The sequence below is a fragment of the Streptomyces sp. NPDC001507 genome, assembly GCF_042894765.1.
Taxonomy (GTDB): Bacteria; Actinomycetota; Actinomycetes; order Streptomycetales; family Streptomycetaceae; genus Streptomyces.
This window is the reverse complement of the sequence record NZ_JBIAVV010000007.1, coordinates 1-10,753: the sequence shown is the minus strand read 5'-3', so window position 1 is coordinate 10,753 and position 10,753 is coordinate 1. Positions and strand designations below refer to the sequence as shown.

Below are 10,753 nucleotides of genomic sequence, written 5' to 3'. Positions count from 1 at the left end.
GCGCGGGCGGGCGCGCCGCGGCTGGTGGGGTCATCCCGTGACGGGCACGTCCACCGGGGCGAGGGTGCCGTCGAGGTAGGCCGCCCGGGAGGCGTGGCGCTGGATCTTCCCGCTGGACGTCTTCGGGATGGTGCCGGGGCGGACCAGCACCACGTCCCTCACCGACAGGCCATGGGCCTGACCGATCGCGCTGCGCACCAGGTCGGTGATCTTCTCGGCCTCGCCGGCCGCGTCGGGCGCCACCTCGGCCACCACGACGACCTGTTCGCCCTCCACGCCGCCGGCGTCCACGGAGAACGCTGCGGTGCAGCCGGGCCGCAGTGCCGGGTGGGACAACTCCGCGGACAGCTCCAGGTCCTGCGGGTAGTGGTTACGCCCGTCGATGACGACGAGGTCCTTCAGGCGGCCGGTGACGAACAGTTCGCCGTCCCGCAGGAAGCCGAGGTCGCCCGTGCGCAGGAAGCGGCCCTCGCGGCCGGACAGGGTGGCGCGGAAGGTCTCGCGGGTGGCAAGGGTGTTGCGCCAGTAACCCTTGGCCACACTCGCGCCGGCGACCCAGATCTCGCCGACCTCGCCCTCGGGCAGTTCCTCCTGCCGGTCGGGGTCGGCGATCACCACGGTGATCCCGGCCCCGGGCCGGCCGCAGCCCACGGCGGCCGCGTCCGCCTCGCCGGCGTGCGGGCCGGTCTCGGCGGCCTCCAGCAGGGTGGGCGGGGCGTCCACCGCACCCCCGGTGACCATCAAGGTGGCCTCGGCCAGGCCGTAGCAGGGGTAGAACGCCTGATGGCGGAAGCCGGCCGCGCGGAAGGCCTCGCTGAACCGTCGCAGTGTGGCCGCGCGCACCGGTTCGGCACCGTTGAAGGCGACCTTCCACGCGCTCAGGTCGAGGCTGTCGACCAGGTCGGCGGTGGCGTGCTTCAGGCACAGCTCGTAGGCGAAGTTCGGGCCGCCGCTGGTGTGCGGCCGGTAGCGGCTGATCGCGGTCAGCCAGCGATCGGGGCTCTGCAGGAAGTGCAAAGGCGAGAAGAGCGTGGCCGTGGCGCCCAGGTACAGCGTGTTCAGCACCGGGCCCATGAGACCCATGTCGTGGTACACGGGGAGCCAGCTGAGGATCAATTCCCCGCCGTGCTCCGCGAGGGCGTCCGGGGTGTGCCCCATCCGCTCGGTGATGATCCGCTCATTGTCCAGCAGGTTGCCGTGGGTGACCGCCACACCGCGCGGAGCGGACGTGGAGCCGGAGGTGTACTGCAGGAAGGCCACCGAGTCGGCGGTGAGGTCGGGGGCGTGCCAGGAACCGGCGGCGGCGTCGGGGATGTCCTCGGTGGCGACGCAGGTGACCGCGTCCAGGTCGGGCAGGTCCTCGGTCCAGGTGCGCAAGGCGCGGACGACTTCACGGCTTCCGAGGATCACCTTGGCGTCGGAGTCGGCCATCAGACGCTTCATCCGGACGAGAGCGCGGTGGTTCTGCGACCGCCCCTGCGGGGGCACCCCCGGCACGGCGACCACGCCGGCGGCGAGGCAGCCCAGAAAGGCGGAGACGAACTCCAGGCCGGGCGGATGGAGCAGGAGGGCGCGCGCGCCGGCCAGGCCACGGTCCTGGAGCCAGGCGGCGACGGCCCGGGAGCGGCGGGCCAGCTGTCCGTAGGAGATCTCCTGGGTCTCCCCGTCGCAGTCGCCGGTGAGGAGGTACCGGTAGGCGGTACGGTCGGGCTGTTGCTGGGTGTGTACGGTCAGTAATTCGACCAGGGAACGAGCCATGTGTCGAGTCCCACCTGTCCGGGTCAGCGGGTGAGGGAACTGGAGCTCGACGGGCGCGTGACGCGCACGCGCAGAAGCCGTTGACCTGGCCCCCTTGCCAGGTCATCCGTCTCGCCACCAGCCCGGCGGCGAAATGGCCGCAGGTCTCCCCGCGCCCCCCACGCAACTTGCTACCAATGAGTAACACCATAACAAGTCCCGCCGGTCGACGGGTCGAACGCATGTAAACGCTGCGTGTCCAAAGGGAATTGGCTGTCCGCCGGCTCCGCCGGGGCGGCTCGCCCGTCCACGCGCCCGGCGCCCTCCCGACGGTCGGAGCCGCTCACTGGCCGACGGCTGGGCCGTGGGACGCTTCGGCATCGAACGGCACAGGGTGTCCGACCAGCACGCCCGCTTGTCGACGGCCGTTCCCCAGAACCTGCAGCGCACAGACCATGGATGGGTTGTGCGAGTCCGGCAGCGCTGGTCAGCTGCGACGGCGCGCCGACTCCTCGAGCCGTTCGACCAGTTCCGCTGCCATGGCCTTGATGGTTTCCAGCCCCGTACGCCCCCATGGGTGCGGGTCCTGGTCGACCACGCAGATCGTGCCGAGCACCACGCCGGTGCTGTCTATCAGCGGTGCGCCCAGGTAGGAGTGGACGCCGATCGCGTCGACCACGGGGTTACCGGCGAACCGCGGGAAGTCCCGGATGTCTTCCAGCACCAGCGCCCGGCGGCGCTTGACCACGTGCGGGCAGATGCCCATGTCGATGTCGCGGGGCATGACGCGGCCGGGCACCGGGTCCTCCAGCAGCGGCGGTCCCACATGGACCGTGGTGTCCTGTGCGACGCTGTACAACCCTGCGAAGTACTGGCGGTCGGCGTCGAGGAAGAAGTTGACCCCGGCGTAGCAGCCACCGGTACGGTGTGCCAGCTTCCGCGCGAAGGCGTCGAGTTCCGTATCCGGGCGGGCTTCGATGCCCAGCTCGCGCAGCCGCTCGGTTCGGGTACGCACCTGTGGGTCCTCCGGGGGGAGGAGCAGGTGTCGCAGGGCGATCCCGGACTCAGGCCCGGAGGAGTTGGTCGGTGTCGCTGCCATGGGAACTCCTTGTCGTGAGCAGATACTGAATCAGTTCGAGCAGCACGCGGATGCCCGCGCTCTGGACGCGGGCGTCGCACAGCACCACCGGCACCTCCTGTCTGAGGTCGAGAGCGGTCCGCACCTCCTCCGCGCGGTAGCGGTGGGCGCCGTCGAACTCGTTGACGGCGACGACGAAGGGGATGCCGCGCCGCTCGAAGAAGTCCACCGCTGCGAAGGAGTGCTCCAGCCTGCGGGTGTCGGCGAGGACCACCGCCCCGAGCGCTCCCTCCGAAAGCTCGTCCCACATGAACCAGAAGCGTTCCTGTCCTGGCGTGCCGAACAAGTACAGGACATGGGACGGGCTGAGCGTGATCCGGCCGAAGTCCAGGGCCACCGTGGTGGTGGCCTTGTTCTCCACTCCGTCCAGCCGGTCCGTGGCCGCACTGACGGCGGTCAGTATCTCCTCGGTGCTCAGCGGCTCGATCTCGCTGAGCGCGTTGACGAAGGTCGTCTTTCCCACGCCGAACCCGCCGGCGACGAGCACCTTGATTCCCACCGGCAGGACATGGGCGGGCAGCGGATCACAGTCGTTTGAGGAGGCCATCGCGTACCGCTTCCAGGAGGTCTCGATCAGGTCGTGCGGAGTGCCCCGGGGCGGACGGGGGCGCATCACCTGCGACCACCGCGCCGCCCTCGGCCAGATCTGACAGCAGCACCTTGACCACGGCGGCGGGCACCTGCATCCGGGCCGCGACCTCGGCGACGCTCACCGGCCGCTCGCACAGCGCCAGCACCTGCGCATGGTCCAGTCCGAAGGCGCCCTGCGTCTGGGCGCCAGTGGCCCGCACCACGGTCACGAGCGTGAAGTGGGACGTGGCCCTGGTCCGGCCGTCGCTCACGGTGTAGGGACGAACCAGCCGCCCGACCGCTTCGTCGATCAGCGGTCCGTCTGGGAGGACCGGCGTCATCGGTCATCCCACCGGGTGCCGGGGTGGTGTGGCCAGGTGCGGGCGCACGCTCTTCACCATCATCCCCATCTCGTAGCCCAGCACCGCTGCGTCCGCCTCGCGTCCGGCCAGCACCGCCAGCACCGCGCCGTGCCCGGCGGCCGAGACGAACAGCAGCGAGGAGCTGAGTTCCGTCACGATCTGTCGCACGTCACCGCCGTCGTCGAAGTGCCGGCCCGCGCTGCGCGCCAACGAGTACAGCCCACTGGCAAGGGCGGCCAACTGGTCTGCGGCGTCCCCGTCGAGTCCCTCCGCTGCCTTCACCAGTCCGTCCGAGGACAGCAACAAGGCACTGCGGGTGTGTGGCACCCGGTTCACCAGACCCGTCAACAGCCAGGAAAGGTCTTCGCTCGCCACGATCGTGTACTCCTCTTCGACGGAAGGAAACGGCTTGCTGGACGGGGCCCCGGGGCCTTCAGGGCGGCTCGGCTGTCAGTGCGTCTCCGCTTCCTCGGCTCTGCGCAGTCCGGTCTGGAACGCGGCCATCAGGCCCGGGTCGTGTGCGATGTCCTCGGCGGCACCGGTGCCGGGGACCGGGTGCGGCTGTTCGGCGGCGTGGTCCTGGCGGCGGCGCTGAGGCAGCCGCGGACGGTCGTCCTTGCCGTCGGAGGGCATCGGGGCGGGCTGGGGTTCGGAATCGGACACGCGCGGATCCGCGACGACGGTCAGCGTTGTCGCCGGGGGGTCCGTCGCCTCGGGTTCCCCTGGGTCTTGCGGCACCGCGTCAGGGGTCGCGACAACGGGGTGCTCGGGCGCGGGAGCTGCCGGCTGCGGGCCGAGCAGCGCCGTGGGCAACACCATGACGGCCTGAGTGCCGCCGTAGACGTTGCTCTGCAACTGCACGGCGATGTCATGCCGCTGGGCCAGGACCGAGACCACGTACAGGCCGATCCGGCCGTCCTGCAGCAGTTCGCCGAGGGCGACCTTGTCGGGTGCGCCCAGCACCGTGTTCATCTGGTTGCGCTCGGCTGCCGACACGCCCAGGCCTCGGTCCTCGACCTCGATCGCCACCCCGGCAGCGACGGGCTCGACCCGCACGTGCACGGTGGTCTGGGGCGGTGAGAAGACCGTCGCGTTCTCCAGCAGCTCGGCCAGCAGATGGACGACGTCGACCACGGCGTGGCCGCTGACCGTTCCGTCGATGGGCGGGACCAGCTTGACCCGGGCGTACTGGTCGATCTCGGCGACGGCGGAACGCAGCACGTCGGTCAGGCCGACGGGACGGGTCCACTGGCGGTGGGTGTTCGCGCCGCCGAGCACGGCAAGGTTCTCGGCGTAGCGGCGGATCCGGGTGGACAGATGGTCCACCCGGAACAGCCCCTTGAGCAGGTCGGGGTCCTCGACCTCGTTCTCCAGGCTGTCCAGCAGTCCGATCTCGCGGTGCACCAGTGACTCGAGTCGACGCGCCAGGTTGGCGAACACCTCGAACTGCTCAAGCCGGGCAGTGTGTTCCGCGCCGAGCGCGCCAGCGGCGGTCTCCAGCAGGGCTGCCTCCGCCTCGTGCCGGGCCGCAGCGATCTCGAATCCGAGGCGGGAGAGTTCGTCCGGACCGGTCTGCGGGGGCAGTTCCGGCCGACGCCGCACAGGGGGCTCCCCGGCCCTCAGCCGATGGAACAGCGACTCCAGTTCGGCTCTGCCCTCGGCTGTGATACGGATCAGCTCGGCCACCTCGGCACGGTCCCGGTCGGCCGCACGGGACAGTTCCGTCCAGTGCTTGGTGACTGCTCGTGCCTCCGCCGAAGCCCTTACACCCGCGATTCCTGCCGCCATGGCGCCGATGAGGACCACACCGCCGGACATCGCCACCTGGTCGGCCCGGTCCAGGTGGCCATCACTCACCAGCGCGGTGGCCACCGCACCGACCACGGCGACCACGCCCGGTGGCAGCACGGACCACCGCAACCGACGCCGCCTCAAGGACCCGGCTCGCGACTCGGCCGTCACACGGGCGGTCACGGGCACCGCAGGCCGGTCGTCCGGCGGCGTGAAAGGATCGGGCATAACAGTCCCTGGACAGTGCGAAGATCAGGCCGAGCGGGCACGTTACCGCGCACCAGGACTCCGGTGTCCAGCCTCTGACAGGCACAGAGATCGAACCGTTGTCCTTGTCTTCGCTTCCATGTGCCCGTCCCGGCGTGTGAGTCGGGACACCGCTCGACGAGATGCGCAAGAAGGTCGACGTGGCTCTGGCCGACCGCGCCGACGTGACGCTACGGCTGGCGAGGCCGGAGTTCGACGACGAGGGCGTCCTGCGTCGCACGACCGGCAACCAGCAGGCCGGCACGGGACCTGCCCTGCTCACCGAGGGTGCCACGCCGGCGTCCGTGTCCTGAGGGTCCGTGAGCATGTTTCGGGCGAGCCGGGTGGCCCATGCCGCGGTCGGGTGCGCGGTCGCACCGGGGATCCGCACACGCCGGGTGGCGTGCTCGATCGTCGCGAGGACGTACGGGGTCGCCCCGGTCAGGGTCTTGGTCGCGAAGAAATCGACGGCGCGGATGGCCTGTGCTCGACAGCGCAGGAATGCAGCGCCGGTTGTGCCGGTGTGCTCGGGTGCGGTGCCGATGCCGTGCTCCTCGAGGATGTTCCACACAGGGGATGCGGCGACCGTGATGCCAAGGATGCCGAACCCACTGACGGAACGTATGGCGCGCGGTCGCCCGGGACGTTCGGGGCGCGAGGCCTCGCGTTGCGGCGGCGAAGCAGGTCGCGGTGCCCCACCGCGACCGACTGTTGCGGTGAAGACCTGGCGCGTTCGGCCCCGCCTACCTGGACGGCCTCATCGCGCGCTACCCGCCGCACAGGTGTCGTGGCGGCTTGCCGCAGCATGGAAAGGGCGGACGGCCGGGACACCTCGCGTCCCATCCGAAGCCCGCCGCGCTTGGCCGGCGGGTGCTGGAAGTGCATCGTCGCCTCATGGCTCGGATACTGGAATTCCAGGTCGCTTTCCCAGTCTGCCATCGCCTCCGCCGATGCGGCGAAGCAGGAGGGAGGGTACAGCTCCCTCCACAAGAACAGGGACTCCTTTTGCCACAAGACACTGAGTAGGGCCAAGCGATCCGCCTCGCACGGCATGCGGACGTCGGAACGCCCCATGGACAGCGAGTCGAACACATTCGTCGCCGCCCGACTTCCCGGCGTCAGGAGCGAGGACATCGACATGGAGATCAACGACCGGGAACCGGCGATCTCCGGAGACATCAAGGATCGCGAGCGCAAAGGCCTCATACGGCACCGGACCCGGCGCACCGGACGCTTCGAGTTCCGGGTGGTGCTGCCCGGTGACGTGCGGGCCGAGGGAACGCCGCACTGTCCGACGGCGTGGTCTCGGTATCCGGGCCCAAGGCCCAGCCGGCGAAGGCCCGGCATGTGGAGATCAAGAAGGGGGACTGGCCTCCGGTCCCCAGGCCGGGCGCCGGCCCGCTGCCCCCGCGGCACCCAGGCAGGCCCTCCGACCACCTTTGTCCACCGCCACGTGAGGAGTTCTGATGGCAGTCACCGTTGAGGCCGTCATCCCGCTGCTGCGCGACGTCCGCGATGCCGAGGAGGCGGTCATCGGCCAGTTGCGGGCGGATCTGGCCGCCGAACCCGCGAGGGACCACCGGCAGACCCTGGAGGACCACATCCAGGAGGTCGATGACCACATCCACGAGCTCAATCGCCGACTGGAGCAGCTGAGCACCCGAGGACCGTTGTCCAAAGCCTTCATCACCCTGGGTGGTCAGGCCGTGAGCACCGGCCGCGTGCTGTGGCGGCAGGTGTCGGAGCTGCCGTCAGCCGTGCGAAGCGGGCACGATGGTCACACTCCGCAACGCCTCCTGAAGGACATCGAGGAGGAGTTCGCCGTCGCGGCCAAGGCGGCGGCGGCCGCCCGCGCGGCAGAGCGTTTCGCCGATGAGATCGGCGACAGCCTCGACACCGACATACTCCGGGGCATCCGCACCGACGACGAGCGGTTCCTCAACAACCTCGACCACAGCCTGGAAGAGGCGGCAGACGTGGTGGTCCGCGTCAAGACCAGCGAGGCCGGCGGCGGAACCGCACCGGCCTCCTGACCAGTGCCGCCATCCTCATCCGTCCCCGGGCCGGACCGCCCGGGGACGGGTACATCGCGCTCAGGCGCCGTGCGCGTCCCGGACGCCGCGCTGTCCAGTGTCGGCTACGGCTTCCCGCTGCGCCGCCGAAGAACACATCGCGAGCTGGGAGGAACAATGCGGAACCGGACACTGAGCAAGACCGGAAAAGAGCTGTTGCGTCTGCGCCACGACTCGTCACAGACCTCACAGGACTGGACGGCACCGGCCGACTACGGACTGGACCACAGGCAGGTCGCCGGATTCGTCGCCGGCACGCTGGGCGCGGAGGGCGAGGCGGCGCTCGCCCGTCAGGTGGCGCGGCTGCTGCCCTTCCACTGGACCTGGCCCAGCCGGGTCGCGGAGGAGATGTCGCAGATCATGGACCACGTCGGTGGTCAGCGTGAGCTGATGTCCTGGCTGGACCGGCACCCCGGCCTGCCACGGCTGGTGGCCCGCCTGTACGTCTTCATGGGCCTCCTCGACAGGTACAGCGCGGTGCCCGCGGTCGTGACCGCGATGCGTGAGTACCGGGAGCGGACACCGTATCCGCCGGGCCTGGAACCCTACTTGGTGCCTGCCACCGATGACGACACGCTCGCGAGCATTGCTTTCAAGGTCGAGAAGCTGCTCGGTGAGGAGCGGACCCGGGAGGCGGTCGAGCTGGCCCTGGCCACTGCGGCATGGCTGCAGCAGATCGCGCCGCGCGCGCGGGAACTCAGCCCCGAGGTCGGCGAATTGAACGAGCTGATGGAGCAGGCTCGACAGGATGTCCGGGCGGCGGCAGCCGACATCTGAACACGACTGTCGATGAGGCGGTGAACGGCATGACGGTGAAACTGAACGCGAGGGCGTTCGACCACGCAAAGAAACTGACCGAAGAGGACCGCATCGTCCTGGACGACCGGGACGAGTGGAGCGAGCACCGGCCTTCGGCAGCGGACGAGAACGCCTACCTCGAGGAGCACGGGTTCGACGAGTACGCCAGGTGGTACCTGGGCATCGACGACGAGATGGGAGAGGAGACCAAGGGCCGGTACAAGTTCCCCTACGGCGACTTCGAGCGCGTCCACCGCTGCGGTGTGCTCTCCGCCGAGGTACGCGCCGGACAGCAGAAATACCCGGACATCGAGAACGCCGTCGCGCACCTGCACGGAATGCTGGACGGCAGGCGGGCCGCGAACAAGTGACAGCGCCGGAAAAGTGCACCCTCCCCCGGCCCCCGGCGACGGTGTCGTCCACGGGGGTCCACGGGGGTCCACGGGGGCTGGGCGTCGTCGCCCCGCTCGCCCTCGGCCCGGGACGGTTCGCTCCGGGGGACGTCCGGGTGCTGTGGAGGAACGTCTGCGGCCTCACCGTGCGAACGGCAGTCCAGCGTCGTCCGGCGTGAGGGAGCCGCTGCCGGGGTCGTCCGTTCGTGCTGATCGCGTCCTCAGCGCCGGGCGTGGCGCCGCCGCTGGCCCCCGACACCGTCAGCGGCGGCTGGCTGAAGTGCCCGCCCTCGGGTCTGGATCGACCCTGGTTGCTGTGTCCGGAGCGGGAGTTGAATGCTCAGTCCGGTGCGGGGATGTCGCCGTGCATCGTGTCGGCTGAGCCGTGAGACCGCCCGGAGCCGCCGCTACCGCAGCGCGAGCGACGCCTCCGTCACCCCGCCTGGTTGCTGTCCTTGTGGGCGCCCCAGCCGTGCCAGCGCTCGATCTCGATCCAGGCGCTGAACCTCGCCCGGTCCCGTTGCGGGTAGGGCTTACCGGTGTACTGCCTGCTGAGCCGGTCGATGCCGGTGAGATCCTTGTCCTCTCGGATCTCGGCGACTCGGCCGATGATGCTGATGTGGTTGTACCAGTCGGCCTCGTCCAGCACCGTGAGGGTGACCCGCGGATCGTTGCGCAGGTGCCCCAGGCGCCGGCGACCCTCGTCCATGTTGACCAGGATGCGGCCGTCGTCCTCCCACAGATACCAGGTGGCGGTGGAAACCGGCTGACCGTCCGATCGGAGCGTGGCGATGACCGCCGGGTTCGCCTTCTTCATCATGGCGACAGCTTCGGGGGTGAGCGGGGGCTTCGACATGGTGCTTCTCCTCGATCCGACGCGACAGCGGATCCCCGCCCGCTGATTCCTGTCCACACTCTCATGGGGACGCGCCCGCGGGCGCGCTCGCAGGGCCGCTGTGAAGATCGCGATTCTCGGTGACCATGCGGGGGCCGATACATCATCTTCCCAGGTGGGTGCCTTGATCGGCTGGCCACTCAGGCCGCGCTCGCCAACAGCTCCGATGTCTTCACGTGGACAGACGCGGACGGCATCATGATCTACCGTGCTGCTGTGCCTGGCCTCCCTCGCTGCGACCAACACCCTGGTGTCGCCCCTGCGCCTACCGCCGATGAGCGACCGGGACAAAGACATCGAGATCCTTGCCCGGCGGCACCAACTGCTTGTTCTGCAACGCGTTCTGGGTCGGTGTCGGGTGCAAGCCGACCGAGGCCGGGACCGCCGCCGAGGCCGCGATGTATGTCCAGTACCAGATCCCGGCCGATCTCCGGTATCCGCTGCCCGTGGTGATGGTCCACGGGGGCGGCGGCCAGGGCACGGACTACCTGTCGACGCCGGACGGGCGCCCTGGCTGGGCCACCCGGTTCCTCCAGGCCGGTTACGCCGTGTACGTGGTCGACCGTCCAGGTCACGGGCGCTCCCCGCACCACCCCGATGTCCTGGGGCCCATCGAGGGCGTGGCGCCGACGTACGAGTTCATCCGCTGGCTGTTCTGCGGGGGGGTGCCTCTATGTCTTTCGTCAAGTGAGGCGTGGGGTTCTGGGTTCGTAGAAGGTGCCGTCGCGGAGCATTGCGAACAGCACGTTGAT

At 69.8% G+C, this 10,753-nt stretch carries 11 protein-coding genes and 1 pseudogene; 5 read left to right on the top strand and 7 right to left on the bottom strand.

Translation table 11 applies throughout. The features are described from left to right. Positions 1 to 30 precede the first annotated feature (30 nt). The 6 genes from ACFY0K_RS22875 to ACFY0K_RS22850 all read right to left on the bottom strand — a co-directional run bounded on the left by ACFY0K_RS22875 (position 31) and on the right by ACFY0K_RS22850 (position 5,715). Positions 31 to 1,758 carry a fatty acyl-AMP ligase gene (locus tag ACFY0K_RS22875; protein WP_390641401.1) on the bottom strand — a complete coding sequence of 576 codons (1,728 nt, stop codon included), beginning with the start codon at positions 1,756 to 1,758 and terminating at the stop codon, positions 31 to 33. Positions 1,759 to 2,224: 466 nt separating this feature from the next. Further along, positions 2,225 to 2,836: a GAF domain-containing protein gene (locus tag ACFY0K_RS22870; protein ID WP_390641400.1), complete on the bottom strand. Its 612-nt coding sequence runs from the start codon at positions 2,834 to 2,836 to the stop codon at positions 2,225 to 2,227. Beyond that, on the bottom strand, positions 2,802 to 3,422 hold the full coding sequence (locus ACFY0K_RS22865; RefSeq protein WP_351959242.1) for an ATP/GTP-binding protein: 621 nt from the start codon (positions 3,420 to 3,422) through the stop codon (positions 2,802 to 2,804). The genes ACFY0K_RS22870 and ACFY0K_RS22865 overlap by 35 nt, the downstream gene beginning before the upstream one ends. Next, on the bottom strand, positions 3,400 to 3,786 hold the full coding sequence (locus tag ACFY0K_RS22860) for a DUF742 domain-containing protein (RefSeq protein ID WP_390641399.1): 387 nt from the start codon (positions 3,784 to 3,786) through the stop codon (positions 3,400 to 3,402). Before ACFY0K_RS22860 ends, ACFY0K_RS22865 begins: the two co-directional genes overlap by 23 nt. A gap of 3 nt (positions 3,787 to 3,789) precedes the next feature. Then, complete coding sequence (locus tag ACFY0K_RS22855) at positions 3,790 to 4,182, bottom strand: roadblock/LC7 domain-containing protein (protein WP_351959241.1); 393 nt, start codon at positions 4,180 to 4,182, stop codon at positions 3,790 to 3,792. Between the two features lie 75 nt (positions 4,183 to 4,257). Then, on the bottom strand, positions 4,258 to 5,715 hold the full coding sequence (locus ACFY0K_RS22850; protein ID WP_390641398.1) for an ATP-binding protein: 1,458 nt from the start codon (positions 5,713 to 5,715) through the stop codon (positions 4,258 to 4,260). A gap of 272 nt (positions 5,716 to 5,987) precedes the next feature. Between ACFY0K_RS22850 and ACFY0K_RS22845 the strand changes: the two genes are divergently transcribed. The 4 genes from ACFY0K_RS22845 to ACFY0K_RS22830 all read left to right on the top strand — a co-directional run bounded on the left by ACFY0K_RS22845 (position 5,988) and on the right by ACFY0K_RS22830 (position 9,085). After that, positions 5,988 to 6,158 (top strand): hypothetical protein, encoded by a 171-nt coding sequence (locus tag ACFY0K_RS22845; RefSeq protein WP_390641397.1) that lies wholly within the window; start codon positions 5,988 to 5,990, stop codon positions 6,156 to 6,158. A 1,152-nt stretch (positions 6,159 to 7,310) separates the two neighbouring features. After that, positions 7,311 to 7,877 (top strand): hypothetical protein, encoded by a 567-nt coding sequence (locus tag ACFY0K_RS22840; RefSeq protein WP_390641396.1) that lies wholly within the window; start codon positions 7,311 to 7,313, stop codon positions 7,875 to 7,877. Between the two features lie 69 nt (positions 7,878 to 7,946). After that, complete coding sequence (locus tag ACFY0K_RS22835; protein ID WP_390641395.1) at positions 7,947 to 8,693, top strand: hypothetical protein; 747 nt, start codon at positions 7,947 to 7,949, stop codon at positions 8,691 to 8,693. 29 nt (positions 8,694 to 8,722) lie between these two features. Continuing rightward, positions 8,723 to 9,085: a hypothetical protein gene (locus ACFY0K_RS22830; RefSeq protein ID WP_390641394.1), complete on the top strand. Its 363-nt coding sequence runs from the start codon at positions 8,723 to 8,725 to the stop codon at positions 9,083 to 9,085. A 454-nt stretch (positions 9,086 to 9,539) separates the two neighbouring features. On the opposite strand, the gene ACFY0K_RS22825 is transcribed toward ACFY0K_RS22830, so the two are convergent. Further along, positions 9,540 to 9,962, bottom strand: coding sequence for a PPOX class F420-dependent oxidoreductase (locus tag ACFY0K_RS22825; RefSeq protein WP_382720053.1), 423 nt, complete (start codon positions 9,960 to 9,962; stop codon positions 9,540 to 9,542). A gap of 437 nt (positions 9,963 to 10,399) precedes the next feature. On the opposite strand from ACFY0K_RS22825, the pseudogene ACFY0K_RS22820 reads away from it, so the two are divergent. Next, positions 10,400 to 10,612, top strand: a pseudogene (locus ACFY0K_RS22820) (alpha/beta fold hydrolase); the annotation flags it as partial. Positions 10,613 to 10,753: the final 141 nt, after the last annotated feature.

Excerpts from the sequence above, each read along its gene's own strand:
- ACFY0K_RS22860 (WP_390641399.1), bottom strand. The coding sequence starts at position 3,786 with ATGACGCCGGTCCTCCCAGACGGACCGCTGATCGACGAAGCGGTCGGG.
- ACFY0K_RS22870 (WP_390641400.1), bottom strand. The coding sequence starts at position 2,836 with ATGGCAGCGACACCGACCAACTCCTCCGGGCCTGAGTCCGGGATCGCC.
- ACFY0K_RS22840 (WP_390641396.1), top strand. The coding sequence starts at position 7,311 with ATGGCAGTCACCGTTGAGGCCGTCATCCCGCTGCTGCGCGACGTCCGC.
- ACFY0K_RS22865 (WP_351959242.1), bottom strand. The coding sequence starts at position 3,422 with ATGGCCTCCTCAAACGACTGTGATCCGCTGCCCGCCCATGTCCTGCCG.
- ACFY0K_RS22845 (WP_390641397.1), top strand. The coding sequence starts at position 5,988 with ATGCGCAAGAAGGTCGACGTGGCTCTGGCCGACCGCGCCGACGTGACG.
- ACFY0K_RS22830 (WP_390641394.1), top strand. The coding sequence starts at position 8,723 with ATGACGGTGAAACTGAACGCGAGGGCGTTCGACCACGCAAAGAAACTG.
- ACFY0K_RS22875 (WP_390641401.1), bottom strand. The coding sequence starts at position 1,758 with ATGGCTCGTTCCCTGGTCGAATTACTGACCGTACACACCCAGCAACAG.
- ACFY0K_RS22825 (WP_382720053.1), bottom strand. The coding sequence starts at position 9,962 with ATGTCGAAGCCCCCGCTCACCCCCGAAGCTGTCGCCATGATGAAGAAG.